We start from the raw sequence: 21,064 nt of genomic DNA on the forward strand, positions 1-21,064 counted from the left end.
GCTGAACGATGTTCAAGTGAGCTATGTCACAACTTAGGGCGTGATACTAGGCGACCGGTCTAGTATCCGGACGTACGATGGGCGGCATGGGACGGACCAGCGACGCCAGAGAGAAGATCATCGACGCGGCGCGGTCGCTCATCGAGCTGCGTGGCTACTCCGCGCTGGGGGTGGCCGAGATCTGCAAGGCGGCCGGCGTGCCGAAGGGGAGCTTCTACTACTTCTTCGAGTCCAAGGAGGTCCTCGCCCTGGCCGTCATCGACGAGCACTGGGCCGGGCAGAGGCGGGACTGGACGCGCATCCTGACCGGCGACGCGGAGCCGATGCAGCGGCTGCGGCGGCTTTTCGAGGAGACGGCGGCCGGGCAGCTCGCCGGCCAGCAGAGCTGCGGCACCGTGTCGGGCTGCCTGTTCGGGAACCTCACCCTGGAGCTGAGCAACCAGACCGAGGCCATCCGTACGCGCCTGCAGGAGATCTTCGACGCGCAGGTCGAGATGGTCGATTCGGTCATCGCCGAGGCACTCGACCGCGAAGAGGTCACCGTGGCCGACACCCGGGAGGCCGCGCGGTCCGTCGTCGCCCAGCTCGAAGGACAGGTGCTGTTCGCCAAGCTCTACAACAACACCCACCGGCTCGGCCCTCTGTGGTCGAACTGCCTGGCCCTGCTCGGCGCTCGCCCGCCGCGGGAGGCTACGGCCGGTATCTGACCCCGGGCACGAGCGCTTGGCCGGAAGCGTGCTCGGCGGGCATGTGGTGCGGGAAGCCGATGCGGAGAACGGCGGCCGCCAGGGCGGCGGCGAGGACCACGACGGCGGCCACGATCAGGGCCTGGCGGTAGCCGTGGCCGAGCAGGGGAGTGACCACCAGGGGGCCGAGGATCTGGCCGGCCGAGTAGCCGGTCGTCAGCAGGGCGACCGAGCGCGGGAACCGCAGGTGCGCGCCCGCCGCCAGCGCGATGGTGCTGATGCCGAGGAACGTCGCGCCGAACAGGAACGCGGAGATCAGGGCGGCCGTCACTCCGCCGATCAGGGCGGGCAGGGCGATGCCGACCGCCTGGACGACGAGCGCGGCGCACAGCAGGCCGGGGCGGGACCAGCGCCGGCTCAGCCAGGCCCACAGCGCCGAGGACGGTACGGCCGCGAGACCGGCCAGCACCCAGGCGCCGCTGCCGATCCAGCCCGGCGCGCTCGACTCGATCGCGGCGACCAGGAACGTACCGGCGATGATGTAGCCGATGCCCTCCAGCGCGTAGCTGGCGAACAGGGCGGTGAACCAGCGATGTGTGCGCGTACTCGACCGCTGCGTGGTGGCGGCGGCGGAGGCCGGCGCCGCTTCTGGGCGCAGGCTCCACGAAGCCAGGGCCAGGAGCGCGGCGAGTCCGGCCGACGCCCACCAGGCGGCCCGCCAGTCGGCGGCCGAGCGCAGCCCGAGGACGAGCAGGCCGGACAGGGCGATGCCGGCGCCGACCCCGCCGAACGCCCAGCCCGGCAGGTGGGCGGGATGGGTGCGCAGGTGGCTGAGGAGGGAGCTGACCGCCATGACGAAGATCAAGGCGCTCGTCACGCCCGCCACCAGCCGGAGCACGATCCACACGGTCGTGCTCTGCGTGGCGGGCATCCCGGCCAGGGTGGCGACCAGCACGATCAGGGAGCCGCGCAGGACGGTGGGCGAGCGGACCAGGGCGGGCACCAGAATGCCCGCGAGCGCGCCGACGAGGTAGCCGACGTAGTTGGCGGTGGCCAGGTTCGCGGCGGCACCGGCGGACAGCCCAGCCTGGGTCTGCATCAGGGGCAGGATCGGGGTGTAGGCGAACCGGCCGACCCCCACACCGGTCGCGAGCGCGGCGGCGGCCTGGGCCACGTCGACCCACGGCGAGCGCGGCGGGCCGCCCGGTACGGCGGCGAAGCGGCGCGGGATGCGTGCGCTCATGACGAAAATCCTTGCGAGGTGGTGCGTACGGGGCGGCGGGCACCGATCATGCGGCGATCGGCCAGGTCCCACGCCCTATCGTGGGTCTGCCACCCGGGCGGATGCCACGACCGGCTTCCTCGCTGCTGATAGGCGCAGCCTCCCACCGACGTAGCATGATGGTGTGGAGCTGCGCCAACTGCGCTATTTCGTCGCGGTCGCCGAGGAGCTGAACTTCGGCCGGGCCGCCGAACGGCTCCTGATCGCCGGGCCCTCGCTGTCCCAGCAGATCAAGGCGCTCGAACGCGACCTCGGCGTCCGGCTGTTCGATCGCGACCGCCGCTCCGTCACGCTGACCCCGGCCGGAGCCGCCCTGCTCCCGGACACGCGGGCCCTGCTCGAACGCGCCGACGACCTCAAGCGGCGCGCCGGCCGGCTGTCCGGGTCGGTGCCGGTCCGGCTCGGTTACGTCAACTGGCTGCCGGCGGACCTGACCGCCCGCACGGCCGCCGTGGCTCAGTTGCACATCGACGCGTGGGTGGCCCCGTCGCACACGCAGGCCGCCCGGGTCGCCGACGGCAGCCTCGACCTCGCCGTCTGCTGGGTCCGGACCGAGGACCTGGAGCAGCGCGGCCTGCGAGCCCGCCTCATCGGCGCCGACCTGCTCTACGCCGTCGCCGCCGGCGACGACACCGCCGACGTGCCCGCCCACGACACCCTGATCCTCCTCGACGACGACACCATCTCCTGGTCGTCGTGGAACGTCTACGCCGAACACCTGGCCCGTGACACCGGGGCCCAGGAGGTACGCATCTCCGACGGCGGCATCACCGGCCCCGCCTTCTTCGACCATGTCCGCCGCAGCGGGCGGCCGGTCATCAACTGCCCCAAGGGTCAGACCACTCCGTTGCCGCCCGACCTGGTCCGGCGTCCCGTGGTCGCGCCGAAGGTCTACTGGACCTGGTCCCTGGTCTGGCGGCGCGCCGAGGACCGCGCCGCGGTTCTGGACGTCGTCGATGCGCTCTGCGGTGACGTCGGCGACCTCGGCATCCAGGCCCCGGACGCCTGGCTGCCCGACGGTGACCCGTACAAGCCTGACCGGGCCGTACGAGCCTGACCGGCCCGTAACGAGCCTGACCGACTCGTACGAGCCTGGCTGAGAGGCTGCGGCTCTCAGCAGCGAGGAAGCCGGTCATAGCGGTGTGTTGACCCCCACTCGCACGGTCGCCTACGGTCAAATAGTCGACCGGTCGTCTAGTAGCCGGTCGGCTCACCCAGCTCCGAAGAAGGTCATCATGAGCATTCAGAAGGTCGCCGTCATCACCGGCGCGTCACAGGGCATCGGCGCCGGGCTGGTCGAGGCTTACCGCAAGCTCGGCTACGGCGTGGTCGCCACCTCGCGCACCATCGCCGAGTCGCAGGACCCGAACGTCCTGACCGTCCAGGGCGACATCGCCGACCCCGCCACCGCCGAACGCGTCATCGCCGCCGGCCTCGAGCGGTTCGGCCGGATCGACACCCTGGTCAACAACGCGGGCATCTTCGTCGCCAAGCCCTTCACCGACTACTCCCAAGACGACTTCGCCACCGTGGTCGGGGTGAACCTGGCCGGGTTCTTCCGCATCACCCAACTGGCCGTCGAGCGGATGCTCACCCAGGGCGCCGGCCACGTCGTCAACATCACCACCAGCCTGGTGGACAACGCCGACTCCAACGTCCCGTCCGTGATGGCCTCGCTGACCAAGGGCGGCCTGCAGTCCGCCACCAAGTCGCTCGCCATCGAGTACGCCACCCGCGGCGTCCGCGTCAACGCCGTCTCGCCCGGCACCATCAAGACCCCCATGCACCCCGGCGAGCACCACCAGGCCCTCGCCGCGCTGCACCCGATGCGCCGGATGGGCGAGGTCGGCGACATCGTCGACGCGGTGACGTACCTCGAGACGGCCTCGTTCGTCACCGGCGAGATCCTGCACGTCGACGGCGGCATGAGCGCCGGACACTGACCCCGGAGCAGCCGGTTCCGGCTCTTCGCCCCGATCCGGCACGGAAGGAGAACCACGATGACCAGCACGACGGAGGACGAGGCGATCCTGCGCGGCGTCCTCGACCGGTGGAAGGCCGGTGTCGACGGGCACGAACCGCGGCAGGTCGCCGCCGTCTTCACCGAGGACGCGATCTTCCAGGGGCTGCGCCCCTACAGCGTCGGACGCCAGGGCGTGGCCGACTACTACGCCTCCCAGCCTCTCGGGCTGAGGGCCGCGTACCGGATCCTCGAGACCAGGCGGCCCGCCCCCGGCCTGGTCCTCGGCTATCTGAGCGTGGACTTCTCGTTCAGCGACCGTCCGACGCTCACCGTCCGTCTCAGCGTGCTGGTCACGCGGGCGGAGGACGGTTGGTACATCGGGCACTACCAGGTCTCCCGCCTGGACTAGCGCTGTGAGCACACGGTGAGGTGGGTCTCGCCCTTGAAGTCGACGGCCTGGCCGCCCAGGCGCAGGGCCGGGGCCTTCTCGACGACGGTGACGTCGCAACCGTAGTGGGCGAGGGCCGGGCCGGAGATGAGGACGGTGGTGTGCTTCATGCCCGGGAGCGTCGCCGCCGCCGCTGACAGCCGGCCGACCGTCGGCTGACACTCGCGCCGGGAGTCGTCAGGGTGTCGGCGAGCCGGCCGCGGTCAGCGTCGCCAGCGCGTCGTCCCTGCTCATCGAGGCGCCACGGGCGTACGCGGTCGCGAACGTTTCAGCCCCCAGCCTGGCGGTGGCGGTGGCGGCGATCCTGGCGACGTCACGGTCACCGGCCATGGCCATGCCCCGCAGCGCGACGCCGACGCCCAGCAGCAGGGCCGCCCGCTCCGCCGGGCCACCGAGCAGGGTCAGGCCGGCCAGACCCTCGGCCACGGCGGCGAGTTCGGTCGCCATGGGCCAGCGCAGCACGGCGGTCAGGGCCTGCTGGTGCCGGAGCGCGGCCCCGGACGCGTCGTCGTGGGCCTCGGCCAGCCGGCCGAGCGCGGTGAAGATCTGTGACCTGATCCCGTCGGCGGTGAACAGCCCCGTATCGGATGTGGCCAGCGCGGCCTCGAGCAGCCGGGCCGCCTCGGTGAGGTCGCCTTCGTCCCGGGCGATCTCACCGAGGCGCAGATTGACCTGCGTCATCAACTCCGGGCGGCCCAGCCGGCGGGCGAGGTCGCTCGCACGTTCGCAGTCGGCGTACGCGGCGCGGTCGTCGCCCGCCCGCCAGTGCGCGTCGGCCCGCTTGCGCAGCACGTCCACCAGCTCTTCGCGCGCGCCCAGCTCTTCGAGCAGGCCGAGCGCCTCCTCCCACAGGCTCATGGCCCGCGTCCACTCGCCGCGCCAGCTCGCGATCACGCCGAGCGAGTCGAGCGCCTGCGCCTTCCCCCAGCGTTCGCCCAGTGCGCCGAAGCCCGCGAGCACCGATTCGAACCCTCGCTCGGCCTCGGCGACCGAGCCGTTGAGCAGCGCCAGCAACGCGTCGCCGAGCCGTTCGAGCGTCCTGCTCCACGGATCGAAGCCGAGCCCCCAGCGCCGCCCGGCCGTGGGCGCGTCTGGAGGGCCCGCGATCATCCCCCACAGAGCCGGGCCGAACGGGTGGCGCATCGGCAGGTCGAGCGAGTCGACGATCTCCCGGGCCCGCGCCCAGTGCGGGGACCCGGCCTCGGGTACGGCGTGCAGCACGGTCAGCACGTATTCCTCGGCGAGCCCGGCGGGCGGCTCCGGGCCGATGGCGTCGAGCAGGCGTACGGCGTGCGGGATGGCCTGCCCCCGCCGCCCGCTCAGCCACCAGTACATCGCCAGCGCCGCCACCAGCCGCAACGCCGTCGGCCTCGCCCGCTCCACGGCCCAGCGCAGCGCGGCGCGCAGGTTGGCGTCGTCGGCCGACAGGGCGGCCAGCCAGTCGAGCTGCTCGGCCCGGAAGAGATGGCCGTCGGCGTGCCGCGCGAACTCCAGGAACCAGTCGGCGTGAGCCGCCCGCAGCGCCTCCTCCTCGCCGGCCTCGGCCAGCTTCCCCGCACAGAACAGCCGGATGGTCTCGAGCATCTGGTAGCGCTCGCCGTCGGTCTCGACCAGCGACTTGTCCACCAGGCCGGCCAGCGGTTCGGCGGTGTCGTCGCCGCAGACCCGCTCCACCGCCGCCAGGCTCGCGCCCCCGGAGAACACCGAGAACCGCCTGGCCAGCGCCTGCTCCTCGGCGCCGAGCAGCCCCCAGCTCCACTCCACGACGGCGTGCAGCGTCTGGTGGCGGGCGGCGGCGGTGCGGTCGCCGCGCGAGAGCAGCCGGAACCTGCCGTGCTCGGCCAGCCGGTCGGCGATCTCCGCCACGCCGAACGTCCGCACCCGGGCCGCCGCCAGCTCGATCGCCAGCGGCAGGCCGTCGAGCGCCGCGCAGATCCGCAGGACCGCGCCGAGATTGTCCGGACCGAGGGAGAACCCCTGCCGTACGGCCGCAGCCCGGTCGGCGAACAGCCGGACCGCCGGGTAGCCGAGCGGATCGCCGGCCCCGTCGAGCGGCGGGGCCGGCAGCGGCGCGAGCGGGACCAGGTGCTCACCGGTGATGCCCAGCGGCTCTCTGCTGGTGGCCATGATCGTCAGGTCTGGGCAGGCGGCGAGGAGCCGGCGGGCGAGCGTGGCGGCCTCGGCGATCACGTGTTCGCAGTTGTCGAGGATGAGCAGCAGGTCCTGTTCGGCCAGCGCGGCCACGAGGCGCTCGGTGGGATCGGGCAGGCCCGCGCCCGGCGGACGCAGCGCCGACTCCCGTAGCCCGACGGCCCCGAGGACCGCCTGCCCGACCTGTCCCGGTGGCCCTGTCCGGCTGTCGGCATCCACGAATGACAGGTCCACGAAGCACACTGCGGCGGACGGGGCGGCGCGGCGGGCTGCCGCCTCGATGGCCAGGCGGGTCTTGCCGGTGCCGCCGGGGCCGACGATCGTGACCAGGCGGGCGCCGCGCATGGTGCCGATCAGCCGCAGCTCGTCTTCCCGCCCGACGAAGCTGGTGAACTGGGCCGGCAGCCCGGCCCGTGGCACGCGTTCGCGGCGGGGCTCGCCCCGCAGGATCGCCAGGTGCACCGCGGCCAGCTCGGGCGAGGGGTCGGCGCCGAGCTCGTCGGCGAGCAGCCGGCGCATCTCGTCGAACGCCTCCAGCGCCTCCGCCTGCCGCCCGGCCGCGTGCAGCGCCCGCATCAGGAGCCCGCGCGGCCGCTCGCGCAGCGGATGGGCGGCCACCAGCTCCTGCAGCGCGGCCACCGGGCTGCCCTCGGAGAGCGCCAGCTCGGCCTCGATCAGGTCTTCGGTGGCCGACAGTCTGAGCTCCTCCAGCCGGCGGGCCTGCGGCTCCGCGAACGGCGTGCCGGCCACGTCCGCGAGCGCGGGCCCCCGCCACAGATCGAGCCCCTCCCTGAGCGCGGAGACGGCCCCGGCGTGCTGACCGGCCGCGAGCAGCCGCCGCCCGTGACGGGAGAGCCGCTCGAACCGGTGGGCGTCGACGTCTTCGGGTTCGACCGCCAGGCGGTAGCCCGCCCCGTGGAACTCGATCAGCTCGGCGGGCAGGTGCCGTCTGAGCCGGGACACCTGGGCCTGGACGGCGTTGGCCGCGCCAGGGGGCGGGCTGGAGCCGTACTGGCCGTCGATGAGCCGTTCGACGCTCACCAGCCGCCCGGCTTCGAGCAGCAGCATGGCGAGCAGGGCGCGCGGACGAGGACCGCCGACCGCGATGGGCTCGCCGCCGCCGGGGGACCGCACCACGAGCGGGCCGAGTATGCCGAACTGCACGACCCCGATTGTTCCTCAGACCGGCCCGACCCGCTGAATCGGCTCCGGGCGGCCCTGCCCGGGGGTGTGACGTGTTTCTCGGTTTCGAGCCTTTTCCAGCGGAAAGAAGTCAAGCAATTGAGAAGCCACGTGGGCTTCAACCCCTTTTCCTTGGAGAAGCCATGCTTTCGACCGCTGATTCCGTGGGTTTTCCTGGCGCGTCCAAGATCTGCTCTGGCGACCCGTCCAACCTGGCCGGTAACGCACACTTGTGGAGCGAGTTCGGTGAGGACAATCGGGGGACGCATTATCGGTGCGACGTGTGCGGTGTGACGGACGTGAGCTGACGAACAGGTGAATCAGGGCAGGGCGAAGAGGTTCTCGGGGAGAAAAGAGCCGTAATCCTGGAGCATCCGCAGGCGGATGCTGATCCACCGTTACCCTTACCGCTTCCTGCGTGCCTTCCGGGTGGAGAACAGGGTTCCCGCCAGGCCGCTGACGGCGCAGACCAGGATGAGTCCCGCGTACTGCGGCAGCGAGTAGGCGAACCCCGGCTTGCCCGTCATCGCCTGGCCGAGCGCGGTGAGGGAGGCGGCGGCGATCGCCGTGCCGAGCAGGGCGCCCGCACCAGTGACGAGCAGCGACTCCCAGCAGATCGCCCTGGCGAGCTGGGACGGCTTGGTGCCCAGGGAGCGCAGCAGGCGGATCTCCTCCGACCGCTCCGCCATCGACATCGCGCTCGCGTTCAGCACGGAGATCACCGTGTACGCCACCGCCGACCCCACCAGCATCGGAGCCGCCCACGCCGAGGCCCCCGTGCGGGTCACGCCCGCCGCGGCGTCCGAGGTCGCGACGGCGAACAGGAAGGTGCAGGCGAGCGCCACGGTCAGCATCACGGGGGAGGCCGCCGACATCGCCCGGCGCGGCTGGGTGGTCAGCGCGGACCTGGCCAGCAGGCCGGCGCCCGGGTCGAGCCAGGCGACGGGGGCGCCGAGCAGCCCGCCGATTCCACGGATGACGACGGGACCCAGCGCCGAGGCGCCGACGCAGAGGGCCATCGTCGCGCCCAGGCCGGTCGGCACTGCGGCGCTCGGCTTCACCTGCGGCACCAGCCACAGCAGTACGGCGCCGCCGGCCAGGGCCACCAGCCCGGCGACCGCTCTGGGCCACGGCATGAGGCGTTGCTGCGCCGCGCTGTCCCGCAGCACTTCCAGCGGGCCCACGCGGACCGCCTTGCGTGCGGCCGTCCGCGCGGCGAGCCGCGTCACCACCACCCCCACCACCAGGGCCAGGATGAACGGCACCGGCGTGATCTCGATGGGCACGTCCGCGGGCGCCAGCCCGACCAGGCGCATGAAGGTCGCCATGACCTGCGCGTACGGCAGGGCCAGCGCGCACCCGGCCACGCTGGCCGGCACGGACACCACCAGCGCCTCCGCCATGATCAACCGGCGTACCTGCCGCGGGGTCATGCCGACCGAGCGCAACAGGCCCCACGTACGCCGCTGGCGCAGCACGTTCAGACTCAGCATCCCGGCGACCACGAACACCGACACGAACCCGGACACCGTGGCGGACAGGATCAGCAGGCCCATGATGTCGCTCAGCTCGTCGCGCGACGCGGCACCGGCCACCAGCAGGCCGTTGCCGCTCACCAGCATCGCCGCGACGAGCACCGCGACGAACGAGGCGGCGAACCCTGCCCAGGAGGTACGCACGTTGTTCCACGCGAGGACGAGCATCATGCGCGGCCGCCCAGGCGCAGGCCGATCTGCTCGGCCGAGGGGCGCTGGACCAGGTCCACGATGCGGCCGTCGGTGAGGAAGAGCACGGCGTCGGCCCGCGCCGCCGCCTCGGGGTCGTGCGTGACCATCACCACCGTCTGGCCGAACTCGTCCACCGCCTCCCGCAGCAGCTCCAGCACCTCGTGCCCGGTGGCGCGGTCCAGCGCGCCCGTGGGCTCGTCGGCGAACAGCACCTCCGGCCGGCTGAGCAGGGCACGGGCGATGGCCACCCGCTGCTGCTGGCCGCCGGACAGTTGCGCCGGACGGTGTCCCTCCCGGTCGCCCAGGCCGACGCGGCGCAGCAACTCGCGTACGCGGGCCGGGTCGGGGCGTCGTCGGGCCAGCCGGCTGGGCAGGACGACGTTCTGCCAGGCCGTCAGGGACGGCACCAGATTGAACGTCTGGAAGATCACACCGATCCGGTCACGGCGGAGCACGGCCAGGTCCTTCTCCGGGAGCCGGGTGATGTCCTGGCCGGCGACGCGTACCGCGCCCGACTGGGGCCGGTCCAGCCCTGACGCGCACTGCAGCAGCGTGCTCTTCCCGGACCCCGACGGTCCCATGACGGCGGTGAAACTGCCCATGGGGAACGCGGCGCTCACCTGGTGGAGCGCGGCGACTTTCGCGTCGCCGTCGCCATAGGTTCTGGTCACTCCGTCGAGGAGGACCGCTGGATCGATCATGATCATGAGTGTGCCGGGCGGGGGGTGACCGGGGGCATCCGGCATGTCCCCGGCCGAACCCCGAGATGGTGCCGTCCGAAATCGGCCGGTATCCAGGGTTCGGTCGCTGCTTGGCTGGTCGACCATGTCACCTTTGAACGGCTGGCCGGCGGTCGCCTCGCTCACACTGGGCATCTTCGCCATCGTCACCAGCGAGATCCTGCCCATCGGCCTGCTGACCACCATCGGGGCCGAATTCGGCATCTCCGACGGCACCGCGGGGCTGACCATGACCCTGCCCGGAATCGTCGCCGCCGTCGCCGCGCCGGCCCTCACGGTGGCCACCGCCCGCCTGGACCGGCGGGTGATGCTCTGCCTGCTCATGGGGGTGCTCGCCGTCGCCGACGTGCTGGCGGCCGTGGCGGGCTCCTATTGGGTCATGCTGGTCTCCCGCGTGCTCGTCGGGCTGACCATCGGGGGGTTCTGGTCGATCGGCGCCGGACTGGCCGGGCGGCTGGTGCCGTCGTCCGCCGTCGCGACCGCCACCGCCGTGATCTTCTCCGCGGTGCCTCTGGGGTCCGTGCTGGGGGTGCCGGTGGGGACCTTCATCGGGCAGGTGGCGGGGTGGCGTACCGCGTTCCTGGTGCTGGCGGGGCTGGCCGTGGTGGTGCTGGCCGCGCTGGTGACGGTGGTGCCGCCGTTGCCGGCTCGGCAGGTGACCGGGCTTCGGGTGCTGGTGGGGCTGCTGGGGGAGCGGGGGGTCAGGGTCGCGCTGCTGGCCACGTTCCTCGTCGTCCTCGCCCATTTCGGGACTTATACCTATGTCACGCCTTTTCTCCGGGACGTCACCCGGTTGGAGCCGGGCGTGGTCAGCGCCGTGCTGCTGGCGTACGGGGTGGCGGGGATCGTGGGGAACTTCCTGGCGGGCCGGGCCATCGCGAACGGGCTGCGGGGCGCGTTCGTGGCCGGGGGAGCGCTGATCGCCGTCACCACGCTGCTGCTGCCCTTCGCCGGTACGAGCGTCGTCGGGGCCGTGGGGCTGCTCGTGCTCTGGGGGGTGGCCTACGGGGCCGTGCCCGTGTGCTCGCAGGCATGGTTCGTCCGCTCCGCGCCGTACGCGCCGGAAGGGGCCACCGTCGTCTTCACCTCCTCGTTCCAGGCGACCTTCGCCCTCGGCGCCCTGCTCGGAGGGACCGTGGTCGACGCTCTGTCGGTGTCCGCCGCGATGATCTGCGGCGGGCTGACGGCGCTGCTCATGGCGGTGTCCCTGTGGGCGCTCACGATCCCGGGCGTACGAACGAGTTCGCCGGCCGCCCCTGAAGCCCGCTGACCGCCCCGGCCCTCATGCTGGACAATGGGCGATATGGCGGAATTGGGGGAGTTTCTGCGGTCGAGGCGGGCGCTGTTGCGGCCCGAGGAGACCGGGCTGCCCGTGTACGGGGGGCGGCGGCGCGTACCCGGGTTGCGTCGTGAGGAGCTGGCTCAGCTCGCCGGGGTGAGCGCCGGTTACTACACGCGCCTGGAGCAGGGGCAGAGCCCGAACGCCTCGGACGCCGTTCTCGACGCCGTGGCCCGGGTGCTGCGGCTGGACGAGGCCGAGCGGGCGCACCTGTACACGCTGGCCCGGCCCAAGCCGCAGGCCCGCGGGCGGGTGGCCAGGCCGGAGCGGGTACGGCCGGGGGTGCGGCTCATGATCGAGTCGTTCGGTGACGTACCGGCCCTGGTCATGGGCCGTTTCACGGACGTGCTCGCCTGGAACCCGATGGCCCACGCCCTCCTGGCCGGGCACCTGGACTTCGACGCGCCCGCCCGGCCCGCCGGCCGCCCGAACATCGCCCGCATGCTCTTCCGCGACCCGCACACCCGCGCCCTGTACGCCGACTGGCCCGGCAAGGCCCGCTCCACGGTGGCCGACCTGCGGCTGATCGCCGGCCGGTATCCGGACGCGCCGGAGCTGGGCCGGCTGGTCGGCGAGCTGAGCGTGGCCAGTACGGAGTTCGCGAAGCTGTGGTCCGCGCACGCGGTGGCCGACTGCGAGACCGACGCGCGTACGCTGCGGCATCCGGTGGTCGGCACCTTGTCGGTGATGGCCGAGTTCATGGGGCTGCCGAAGGACGACGGGCAGCGCGTGGCCGTCTTCAACGCCGAGCCCGGCTCGTCGTCGGAGGCCGCCCTGCGCCTGCTCGCCACGCTGACCGCCGTCGCGTGACGACAGGGCCGGGGTGCCCACATTCTCCGGGTGCGCGGCCGGTGGCCACGGCTCCCGCCTCGTCCACTCCAGCACGTGCGCTCCGATCGGGGGTGAGGGGCTACCTTGCCGCGCCTGTGAGCCGTCGGCGACCCTCGCGCCGCCGTTCGACGTCGCGCGCAGGTCAGCCTTCCCTCCGCTGACCGAGGGGTACGTCGCTCACCACCGCGATCAGCTCGATCGGGAACTCCCGGTCGGCCTGGCCGACGGTGAGCGCCACCCATCGCCCCGCCTCCGGCCGCCGCCACACCAGCATCGACCCCGCGACCATGCACAGCGTGGTGATCGGTTCCGGCGTCTCGGCCTCCAGGTAGGGAGCCAGGTCGATCTTCTCGGGCGGGCCCCAGCGCGTCGTCAGGGCCGCGGCCAGCTCCTGGAGGGCGGCCTCCATCTCCTCGTCGGCCGCTTCGACGGCGTCCAGACCGGCGTCCCAGAAGTCCTGGCCGGCCCGCAGGACGACCAGGTGGTGACCCTCCGCCGGGAACGGCGCGGCCACCAAAGCGTCGAGATGATCCACCGTGCTCACGCCTACGGAGACTAGCCTGCGCTACTCGAGCTCAGCCGCCGCCGACCCGATCCCGATCGCGTGACGCGTCCCGGTGCGTTCCCAGCGCACCTCACCGTCCTGCCACCGATCGGTGGGACGCAGGCCGGCCGCGGCGGCGACGGCGGCCGAGGCCGCGTGGTCCGGGTGGATGTGGGCCACGACCGTGTCGATCTCCCGCTTCATGAGCCAGTCGACCAGGGTCTTGGCGGACGCGGAGGCCAGGCCGCGGCCCTGCCACGGCGTGCCGATCACCCAGCCCACCTCGGCGGTGCGGCCGTCGATCGTCGCCTGTACGTATCCGACCAGGCACTCCTCCTCGCGCAGCCACACCACCCAGTTACGCCAGCCGGGCGGCCCGGCGACCAGCCGCTCGTAACGGGCGCGCAGCTCCAGCCGGGTGAGCGGGGCGCCCCCCGTGTACGTGTGCAGCCCGGGATCCGACAGCACCGCGGCCATCTCGTCGGCGTGCTCCGCGCGCAGGGGGTGCAGGACGAGGCGCGGGGTCTCGATGGTGTCCACCTTGGCCACCTTATTCATACCGGTGCCGTGCCTGTTTCCCGCGAAAAAGTGGACCGGTCCGGCGGGAGCCCCAGCATGGCCGGATACGGACTCCCGCCTCTCGGCCCGGCGCTCGGCGGTGAGTGCCGACAGGCTCAGGCCCGCTCGTCCGCATCGGCGCGTCGCCGCTGGTCACCGGGGTTGTAGCGGCTTCGGGCGGGACCGGCGCGCGGAACGGGACAGCGGCAGGGTGTGGCGCGGTCGGAAGGTGTTGGGGCCGCGCGGTGACAACGAAGCTCCTTGGCTCCCGCAGGGACGACGCGGACAGTTGGAGGACAACCGCACATTGGAGATCTTCTATGGAACCTCTGCAAATTCCGGTTCCGGGGGAACGGACGTCGGAGACGATCCGCCGGTTCAGGGACGGCAACGGGCCGGTCATTCCCATCGAGCTCCCGGGCAAGGTCCACGCCTGGGCGGTGACGTCGTACGAGACGGTGGACGCGGTCCTCGCCAACGACGGCATCCTGTACAGCAAGAACGCGCGGAACTTCACCGCCCTGAACGACGGCAGGATCCCCCCGGACTGGCCCATCCGGCAGCTCATCGAGGGCGACCACCTGCTGACCCAGGACGGTGCGGACCACCGGCGGCTGCGCAGCCTCGTCAACCGCGCCTTCACCCCGGCACGCGTGCAGGCCCTCGCCCCGCGCATCCAGGAGATGACCGACGAACTGCTCGACCGGCTGGCGGACGAGGGCGACGTGGTGGACCTCGTCTGGCGCTTCAGCGAGCCGCTGCCCGTCGCCGTCATCTGCGAGCTGTTCGGCGTGCCCGAGGGCGAGCGGCACATACTGCGCCGATGCACCAACGTGCTGCTGTCGCACACCGCAACCCCGGAGGAGGCCGCGGCGGCCGGAGGCGAACTGCTCGGCTACCTGGCCACGTTCATCCAGCACAAACGGGGCGACCCCGGTGACGACCTGACCACCGCTCTCATCCGGGCCCAGGAGGACGACGGCGACCGGCTGTCCGACAACGAGATGCTGTGGATCCTGTGGCTGGTGCTCATCGCCGGTCACGAGACGACCGTGCACCTGATCGCGAACACGATCATCGCCCTGTGCGTCGACCGCGAACAGCTCGCCGTGGCGCGGGCGGACGACTCCTGGGCACAGGTGGTCGAGGAGGCATTACGCAGCCGCAACTCGGTCATCAACGTGATGTTCCGCTACCCGCTGCAGGACGTCGTCGTCGCGGGCGAGACGATCCACGCCGGTGACCCGATCATGGTCTCGGTCGGCGGCTCGGGCACGGATCCCACCCACTTCGGCGCGGCGGCCGACCGGTTCGACGTCGCCCGCGAGCCGGAGCCCCACCTCGGGTTCGGCCGCGGCCCGCACTTCTGCCTGGGCGCGCCGCTGGCCAGGCTCGAATCCCGGATCGCGCTGTCCTCGCTGTTCGCCCGCTACCCGGAACTGCGGCTGGCGGTACGGGAGGACGAGATCGTCTACACCTCCTCGCTGATCACCGAAGGGCCGGTGGAACTGCCCGTCGTTCTGGGGCCGCCGAGCTGACCGATCGTCTCCAGCAGCCTGGCGACCAGGGGGTTCCCGTCACCTTGCCGCCAGGCGACGGCCACGCTCGTCCGGACGTCCGAATCGATCGCACGGAAGGCCACGCCCTTGAGCCGCATCCGGCGGATGCCCGCGGGCGCCAGCGAGACCCCCAGCCCGGCCTCGACCAGCGCGCACACGGTCTGCCACTCCACCGCGTGCTGCGTCACCTCGGGCACGAAACCCGCGGCCCGGCAGATCGCCGTGATCCGATCGTGCAGCCGCGGGCCGTGGGCGCGCGGCAGCAGCACGAACGGCGAGCCGGCCAGCCCGGCGACGTCGACCGTGCGCCGGGCCGCCAGGGGGTGAGCCGCCGGCAACACCGCCACGAACGGCTCGGTCAGCACGGTCGCGAACGCCAGCCCCGGCTCGTCCTCCGGCGGCTCCCGCAGCAGGCCGGCGTCGATGCGCTTGTCGTGCAGGGCCGCGAGCTGCGGCGCCGTGGTCATCTCGTGGATCTCGACCCGCACACCGGGAAACCGCTCCCGGTACGCGTTCAGCAGGCCGGGCAGCACCGTCAGCGCGAGCGAGGCCGCGAACCCGAGCCGCAGCCCACCGGCCCGGCCGCTGCCCACGGCCCGCGCCGCCGCCAGCCCGTCCGCCAGCTCGGCCAGCGCGCGGTGGGCGGCGGGCAGCAGCTCCTTGCCCGCCGGGGTGAGCGCGATCCGGCCCGGCGCGCGGGTGAACAGCGCGTGCCCGACCTTGCCCTCCAGACGGCGGATCTGCTGGCTGAGCGGCGGCTGCGCGATGCCCAGGCGATCGGCGGCATGGCCGAAGTGCAGCTCCTCGGCGAGCACGACGAACGCGTGCAGTTGCGGGAGGGGTAGTTCGGGGCGATCCATACCTCCAGAGATATCAGTCCATGGTCGTGCGTGTATTAGACGTATGGGTGCCCGGCCGCATACCGTTCGGCGGGTGAGAGAGCGACGCGCGATCCTCAGCGGTTCCACGTTCGAGGAGCGGATCGGATACGCCAGGGCCGTGGTGGACGGCGACTGGGTGCACGTCTCGGGGACGACGGGTTTCGACTATTCGACGATGACGATCTCCGACGACGTGGTGGAACAGGCCGGGCAGTGCCTGCGCAACATCGGTTCCGCGCTGGCCGAGGCGGGGTGCGGCTTCGCCGACGTCGTACGCGTGCGCTACCTCCTGCCCGACCGCGCCGACTTCGAGCCCTGCTGGCCCGTCCTGCGAGAATGCTTCGGCCAGGTGCGGCCGGCGGCGACGATGCTGGTCTGCGGGCTCTCCGACCCGCGGATGAAGATCGAGATCGAGGTCTACGCACGGCGTCCTGATCCGATCGAGGAAGGGTGACGTGGTGACGGCGGCCCGCCGGGAGGTCGCCGAGGAGACCGGGATGCCGCTCACCGAGCCGGACATGGTGAGCGGCATGGAGAAGTCGTGTTTCGCCGTCGCGCGGCTCGGGCTGGAGGATGGGGTGTGTCACTCGCGGCGCGTGCGTTCGGCGTCGTAGGCGGCGACCGCGCTCCTGCTCACCCGGCGGCGCCTTCACACACAGCGCGAGCCGCCCGTCGCCATGATGATCCAGGAACAGCCAGGCGAGGCGCTTGCGGCCCAGCAGGTAGGACAGGTGCCCGTGGGAATCCTCGGACACCACGCCGGGCAGCCCGGCGATCAGCTCCAGCAGGCGATCGTGCACCCGCTCGACGTCCGCCTCGGTCCACCGCGTCATGGCATCAGCCTGCCGGTCCGCACCGACAAACCGCCGCACCTCCACCGGTCTCCCCCCGGGCCGAACCCCGGGGGAGCGCTGGACGGCGGCGGCCCGGCATCGTCCTGCCGGGAGAACTCGCTCCGCACGTGGTCCGCGGTCAGTCACCGAGCAGTTCGTTGAGCAGGCCGGGCACCCCGATGGCGTCCATGAACGAGGTGGTCGACGCGGAGTCCGACGGAGTCCGGCTCGCGCAGGCGACGGCCGGGCCGCCGATCAGCGAGTTGAGAAGCTGCTGTACGCCGAGCGCCTGGAGCAGCGACTCCTGGCTCGCCACCGGGCTCGCGGCGGTGGACCACTGTGCCGTGGTCGTCGTGCAGTCGGCCGGGGCGATGGTGACGAGCGCGTCGAGCAGTTGCGTGACCGAGAAGGACGACGCCGTCGCGGCCGGGGCCGGGGTGCCGTTGGCGCACGCGACCAGCCGGCCGGCGAGCTCGTTGGACATGGCGTCCGCAGGCGAGAAGACGAAGCCGGAGTTCGCGGGGCGCTGGGCGGCGTACGGTGACATCTCCTCCGGCATGGCCGGCATCTCCAGAGGCGGGGAGAAGAACCCGCGCAACGACGTGCCCGCGACGATCGACTGGAGCAGCCCTCTGACGTCATCGGCCGCGACGGTCGTCGTCAGCCTGGTGCCATTGGGCTGGACGACTCCCGACACCGTGTTGCCATTGCCCAGGATGAGTCCGGTCAGCCGCGAGGGCGCTGTGACGTTGACGCTAATAGTGTCATGGTTGCCGCATTGTACGGTTTCGATGGCGCTTTCGACGGCTGCCCGAGCGGGCACCGCGTTCGCTGTCAGGACGGCGGAGGTCGCGGCGAATACGGCAACGGCCTGCTTGTACATGGCACTCCCTAAGAGGCGATGATCAGCTTTTCGCTGCGATCAGTACCCTTAGTAGTGGTTCAATTACTTCATAGTTGGATCTAGCCCTCTTTACGCGTTGCGACCGACGGCAAATGGCCCTATCGTCACGCCTCGTGAAACCCCTCAAGATCGCAGCGCTGCTGTGCGCATTTATTGTGCCTTTAACCGGTATGTCCGCCGCAGGGGCGGCGACCTACCCCGTACTTGCCTCCGAACTCATCGCCAACCCGCTCTACGAGTCGGGCCGGCTCGCCCAGACGGCCTGCGACGAGAAGCCGATCAAGCGCAACAACCGCAAGCTGGCCCGTGCCTACTTCGACGGGGTCATCGCCTGCCTGGAGAGCACCTGGGAGAAGCACCTCACCGACGCCGGCCTGTCGTACACGAAGCTGAGAGTCCGGCACGTGGCCAAGATCCCGAAGAAGTACTGCGGCTACACGTCGTCCAAGGGCGACTCGGAGGCCCTGTACTGCGAAGGGAACCGTACGGTCCTTGTCGAGTTGGGCAAGGACTGGCTGAACGATGTGTCCGATCTCTGGCTGTTCCATCAGGCTTCTTTCACTTACGCCGAGCACGTGCAGAATCTCGCGGGCATATCGGCCGCCTATGAGGAGCTCCCGTATGACAAAAGGGCGGAGCTCCTCGAGCAGAGCCGTCGCCTCAGTCTGCAGACAGACTGTCTGAGCACCGTTTTCCTGCAGAGCGTCTGGCCGTTGAAGGGGCGCACCACCAAAGACTGGAATTACCTCCTGTCGCTGCAGGAGGGTGACCTCCGTGGGGAGGAGCGCTGGTGGGGGAAGAGTTCCTCCGTCCGCTACTGGATGAAGCAGGGCTTCGCCACCAGCGACCCCGCCTCGTGCAACACCTGGACGGCCTCGTCCTCCAAGGTCGCCTAGGAAAGTGCCGCGGTGGCCGTGTCCCGACCGCCGCGGGCTCCCTGGGCGCCTATCCGGCTGCGGTCGGGCAAGTGACTCCCCTATATTGAAGCGCTGTTACATCTAGGAGAGGAGTCCACCTTGCGTCCCCCGATCGAGCCCTATGAGCACGGCATGCTCGACACCGGCGACGGCGACCTCGTCTACTACGAGGTCTGCGGCAACCCGGAGGGCAAGCCCGCGCTCTACGTCCACGGAGGCCCCGGATCGGGCTGCTCGATCAACGCGCGCCGCACGTTCGACGCGGAACGCTATCGGAGCGTTCTCTTCGACCAGCGCAACTGCGGCCGCAGCCGCCCGCACGCCAGCGACCCGGCGACCGACCTGACCAACAACACGACCCAGAACCTGATCGCCGACATGGAGCGGTTGCGCGAGCATCTCGGCATCGACAAGTGGCTGCTGTACGGCGGGTCGTGGGGCTCGACGCTGATGCTGGCCTACGCCGAGGCCCATCCGGAGCGGGTCTCGGAGATGGTCATCGTGGCGGTCACGACGACACGCCGCTCCGAGATCGACTGGCTCTACCGGGGTGTCGGGCGGTTCTTCCCCGAGGCGTGGGAGCGGTTCAGGGACGGCGTGCCCGCGGCCGAGCGCGACGGCGACCTGCTGGCAGCGTACGCGCGGCTGCTGTCCGACCCCGACCAGAAGGTCCGCGAGAAGGCCGCCACCGACTGGACGACCTGGGAGGACGCGGTGATCTCGCTGGAGTCCAACGGCAAGCCGAACGCCTACAGCGACCGTCCGGCCGACGCCGTGATGGCGATGACCCGGATCTGCTCCCACTACTTCTCCAACGGCGCCTGGCTGGAGGAGGGGGTGCTGCTGCGCGAGGCCGGGAGGCTGGCCGGGATCCCCGGCGTGCTGATCCACGGCCGCCAGGACATGGGCGGCCCGCTCATCACCGCCTGGGAGCTCGCCAAGGCCTGGCCCGACGCCCGGCTCGTCGTCATCGACGACTCCGGGCACACCGGCAGCGAGGCGATGCGCAAGGCGATCTTCGCGGCGCTCGACGAGTTCGCCGCCACGTGAGAGCGAACCCGCGGCTCAGGGGACAGGACGGTGCCCCGGTGACCATCGCCTCACCGTAGTCGAGGGCGAACGGCGAGCCGCGGGTTCGCGTGGCCGGCTGGCGTACAGGGCGCGGCGAGGCGCCGTTCTACCGGCATCGTCACGTCTTGTCCGCTTGCTGACCTGCCACAACCGTACTTTCGCCGGCCATTCGGCCACCACCTATTTAACGTTTGCGGCCGGTACGTGGCCGCGAGGGCCCCTCCGGGGGCAGCACCTCGACCGAGGTCTTGCGGATGTGGTCGTAGACCAGCGACGTGCGGACGTCGGCGATGTTGCGGTGCCGCGAGACGTGGTCGAGCACGAAGTCGCGCAGGTGGCCCGCGTCCCGCACGCCCACCTGGATGATGAAGTCGTCGCCGCCCGACACGACGAACACGGCCAGGGTCTCCGGAAGGGCCGCGACGTAGTCGCGGAACCCCTCGACGGCCTCGCGGATCTTGGGGTGCAGGCGTACGTTGATCAGCGCCTGCACCGGCCGGCCGATCGCGTCGAGGTTGACCTCGGCGTGGAAGCCCTCGATGACACCGCGCTCCCGCAGCGAGCGCACGCGCTCCAGGCAGGTCGAGGGCGCGATGCCGAGGTGCTCGGCCAGCTCCCGGTTGGTCTGGCGGCCGTCGCGCTGCAACTCCGTGAGGATCGCCGTATCAAGTTCGTCCACGTACGCATCCTGGCACGGATTTCCGAACTTCCTTCGGAATCGATGCCTTCGGATTGGTGATATGACGGGGGAAATGTGAGCCTGCTGGGTGAACTTCGGAGAAGGGATCCCGAGATGAGCATGCTCGACGAGCTCGACCGCCGCAGCGACCTGCCGACCAAGAAGATCGCGGTCAAATGGGTGATCGTCATCGACCGCGACCTGCCGCCCGGCCTGCAGGCCAACGCCGCCGCCTGCCTGGCCGCCTCCATCGGGGTGGCGGTGCCGGCGATCGTGGGGCCGGGCGGCGCCGACGCCTCCGGGCTGACGCACGCCGGGCTGCCCTGGACGGGCTGCACGGTGCTGGGCGCTCCCGCCGCGATCATCAAGCGGATCAGGACCGACGCGGCCGCTGAGCCGGGGCTGGTCGTCAGCGACATGGCCGACATTGCCCAGCGCATCAACGTCTACGACGACTACCTGGCCGAGCTCGGCCGTACCGAGGAGCCGTCCTATTACGCGGTCAGCCTGTTCGGCCCGCGCGCGCTGGTCGAGGGGCTCACGGGGCGGTTGCCGCTGCTGCGATAGATGTGCGACAGATGTACGAAGATCGAGGGTTTGCGGAACATGCGTAACACCGGCCCCTTGAGGCCCTAACATCCCGGCATGGAACGTCCGGAGATCGTGCCCGCGCTGGCCCGGTCCATCGAGGAAGAAGAGGGCCGGGCCGCCGGGGCGAATGCGATCCGCGTGGTCACAACGGCCTGCCGGCAGGCCTGACCAGGTCGTG

The 21,064-nt window shown here is 71.4% G+C and carries 22 protein-coding genes; 12 read left to right on the top strand and 10 right to left on the bottom strand.

What is annotated here, in order from left to right:
* Positions 1-86: 86 nt before the first annotated feature.
* Complete coding sequence (locus tag AB0I15_RS11130; protein WP_358093049.1) at positions 87-707, top strand: TetR/AcrR family transcriptional regulator; 621 nt, start codon at positions 87-89, stop codon at positions 705-707.
* Here AB0I15_RS11130 and AB0I15_RS11135 read toward each other — a convergent pair.
* Positions 691-1,929, bottom strand: coding sequence for a YbfB/YjiJ family MFS transporter (locus AB0I15_RS11135; protein WP_358093052.1), 1,239 nt, complete (start codon positions 1,927-1,929; stop codon positions 691-693). The genes AB0I15_RS11130 and AB0I15_RS11135 overlap by 17 nt on opposite strands.
* A gap of 163 nt (positions 1,930-2,092) precedes the next feature.
* Here AB0I15_RS11135 and AB0I15_RS11140 point away from each other — a divergent pair, with 163 nt between their 5' ends.
* The 3 genes from AB0I15_RS11140 (at position 2,093) to AB0I15_RS11150 (ending at position 4,340) form a co-directional block, all read left to right on the top strand.
* Positions 2,093-3,025, top strand: a complete 933-nt coding sequence (locus AB0I15_RS11140; protein ID WP_358093054.1) for a LysR family transcriptional regulator — start codon at positions 2,093-2,095, stop codon at positions 3,023-3,025.
* A 178-nt stretch (positions 3,026-3,203) separates the two neighbouring features.
* Positions 3,204-3,911, top strand: a complete 708-nt coding sequence (locus tag AB0I15_RS11145; RefSeq protein WP_358093057.1) for an SDR family oxidoreductase — start codon at positions 3,204-3,206, stop codon at positions 3,909-3,911.
* A gap of 57 nt (positions 3,912-3,968) precedes the next feature.
* Entirely contained in the window at positions 3,969-4,340 is a 372-nt protein-coding gene (locus AB0I15_RS11150; RefSeq protein WP_358093060.1) for a hypothetical protein, read from the top strand.
* Here the strand turns inward: AB0I15_RS11150 and AB0I15_RS11155 are convergent.
* The 4 genes from AB0I15_RS11155 to AB0I15_RS11170 form a co-directional block, all read right to left on the bottom strand.
* Complete coding sequence (locus AB0I15_RS11155) at positions 4,337-4,489, bottom strand: hypothetical protein (protein WP_358093063.1); 153 nt, start codon at positions 4,487-4,489, stop codon at positions 4,337-4,339. The genes AB0I15_RS11150 and AB0I15_RS11155 overlap by 4 nt on opposite strands.
* 67 nt (positions 4,490-4,556) lie before the next feature.
* Positions 4,557-7,694 (bottom strand): BTAD domain-containing putative transcriptional regulator, encoded by a 3,138-nt coding sequence (locus AB0I15_RS11160; RefSeq protein WP_358093066.1) that lies wholly within the window; start codon positions 7,692-7,694, stop codon positions 4,557-4,559.
* A 422-nt stretch (positions 7,695-8,116) separates the two neighbouring features.
* Complete coding sequence (locus AB0I15_RS11165) at positions 8,117-9,418, bottom strand: FtsX-like permease family protein (protein ID WP_358093069.1); 1,302 nt, start codon at positions 9,416-9,418, stop codon at positions 8,117-8,119.
* On the bottom strand, positions 9,415-10,140 hold the full coding sequence (locus AB0I15_RS11170) for an ABC transporter ATP-binding protein (protein WP_358093071.1): 726 nt from the start codon (positions 10,138-10,140) through the stop codon (positions 9,415-9,417). The genes AB0I15_RS11165 and AB0I15_RS11170 overlap by 4 nt, the downstream gene beginning before the upstream one ends.
* A gap of 124 nt (positions 10,141-10,264) precedes the next feature.
* Here AB0I15_RS11170 and AB0I15_RS11175 point away from each other — a divergent pair, with 124 nt between their 5' ends.
* The gene (locus tag AB0I15_RS11175) at positions 10,265-11,449 is read left to right on the top strand and encodes an MFS transporter (RefSeq protein ID WP_358093074.1); all 1,185 of its coding nucleotides are present in this window, start codon (positions 10,265-10,267) and stop codon (positions 11,447-11,449) included.
* 33 nt (positions 11,450-11,482) lie between these two features.
* On the top strand, positions 11,483-12,328 hold the full coding sequence (locus AB0I15_RS11180; protein WP_358093077.1) for a helix-turn-helix transcriptional regulator: 846 nt from the start codon (positions 11,483-11,485) through the stop codon (positions 12,326-12,328).
* 163 nt (positions 12,329-12,491) lie between these two features.
* Here the strand turns inward: AB0I15_RS11180 and AB0I15_RS11185 are convergent, their stop codons facing one another.
* Both AB0I15_RS11185 and AB0I15_RS11190 read right to left on the bottom strand, forming a co-directional pair.
* On the bottom strand, positions 12,492-12,893 hold the full coding sequence (locus tag AB0I15_RS11185; RefSeq protein ID WP_358093080.1) for a hypothetical protein: 402 nt from the start codon (positions 12,891-12,893) through the stop codon (positions 12,492-12,494).
* Between the two features lie 21 nt (positions 12,894-12,914).
* Entirely contained in the window at positions 12,915-13,433 is a 519-nt protein-coding gene (locus tag AB0I15_RS11190) for a GNAT family N-acetyltransferase (RefSeq protein ID WP_358093082.1), read from the bottom strand.
* Positions 13,434-13,771: 338 nt separating this feature from the next.
* On the opposite strand from AB0I15_RS11190, the gene AB0I15_RS11195 reads away from it, so the two are divergent.
* Entirely contained in the window at positions 13,772-14,989 is a 1,218-nt protein-coding gene (locus tag AB0I15_RS11195) for a cytochrome P450 (protein ID WP_358093084.1), read from the top strand.
* Here the strand turns inward: AB0I15_RS11195 and AB0I15_RS11200 are convergent.
* Positions 14,923-15,870, bottom strand: a complete 948-nt coding sequence (locus AB0I15_RS11200; protein WP_358093087.1) for a LysR family transcriptional regulator — start codon at positions 15,868-15,870, stop codon at positions 14,923-14,925. The two genes, AB0I15_RS11195 and AB0I15_RS11200, sit on opposite strands and share 67 nt — an antisense overlap.
* Before the next feature lie 73 nt (positions 15,871-15,943).
* Here AB0I15_RS11200 and AB0I15_RS11205 point away from each other — a divergent pair, with 73 nt between their 5' ends.
* Together AB0I15_RS11205 and AB0I15_RS11210 are read left to right on the top strand one after the other, a co-directional pair.
* The gene (locus tag AB0I15_RS11205) at positions 15,944-16,345 is read left to right on the top strand and encodes a RidA family protein (RefSeq protein WP_358093090.1); all 402 of its coding nucleotides are present in this window, start codon (positions 15,944-15,946) and stop codon (positions 16,343-16,345) included.
* 4 nt (positions 16,346-16,349) lie between these two features.
* Positions 16,350-16,505, top strand: a complete 156-nt coding sequence (locus tag AB0I15_RS11210; RefSeq protein ID WP_358093092.1) for a hypothetical protein — start codon at positions 16,350-16,352, stop codon at positions 16,503-16,505.
* 358 nt (positions 16,506-16,863) lie between these two features.
* On the opposite strand, the gene AB0I15_RS11215 is transcribed toward AB0I15_RS11210, so the two are convergent.
* Positions 16,864-17,421 carry a hypothetical protein gene (locus AB0I15_RS11215; protein ID WP_358093094.1) on the bottom strand — a complete coding sequence of 186 codons (558 nt, stop codon included), beginning with the start codon at positions 17,419-17,421 and terminating at the stop codon, positions 16,864-16,866.
* Between the two features lie 320 nt (positions 17,422-17,741).
* Between AB0I15_RS11215 and AB0I15_RS11220 the strand changes: the two genes are divergently transcribed.
* Together AB0I15_RS11220 and pip are read left to right on the top strand one after the other, a co-directional pair.
* A complete protein-coding gene (locus tag AB0I15_RS11220; protein WP_358093097.1) occupies positions 17,742-18,524 on the top strand; it encodes a neutral zinc metallopeptidase in 783 nt (260 codons plus the stop codon).
* Positions 18,525-18,644: 120 nt separating this feature from the next.
* Positions 18,645-19,595: a prolyl aminopeptidase gene (gene pip / locus AB0I15_RS11225; protein WP_358093100.1), complete on the top strand. Its 951-nt coding sequence runs from the start codon at positions 18,645-18,647 to the stop codon at positions 19,593-19,595.
* A 205-nt stretch (positions 19,596-19,800) separates the two neighbouring features.
* On the opposite strand, the gene AB0I15_RS11230 is transcribed toward pip, so the two are convergent.
* Complete coding sequence (locus AB0I15_RS11230; protein ID WP_358093103.1) at positions 19,801-20,295, bottom strand: Lrp/AsnC family transcriptional regulator; 495 nt, start codon at positions 20,293-20,295, stop codon at positions 19,801-19,803.
* A gap of 114 nt (positions 20,296-20,409) precedes the next feature.
* Here AB0I15_RS11230 and AB0I15_RS11235 point away from each other — a divergent pair, with 114 nt between their 5' ends.
* Positions 20,410-20,862, top strand: coding sequence for a DUF2000 domain-containing protein (locus AB0I15_RS11235; RefSeq protein ID WP_358093106.1), 453 nt, complete (start codon positions 20,410-20,412; stop codon positions 20,860-20,862).
* Positions 20,863-21,064: the final 202 nt, after the last annotated feature.

Origin of the sequence: Nonomuraea sp. NPDC050643, from assembly GCF_040654715.1 — a bacterium.
GTDB lineage: Bacteria > Actinomycetota > Actinomycetes > Streptosporangiales > Streptosporangiaceae > Nonomuraea.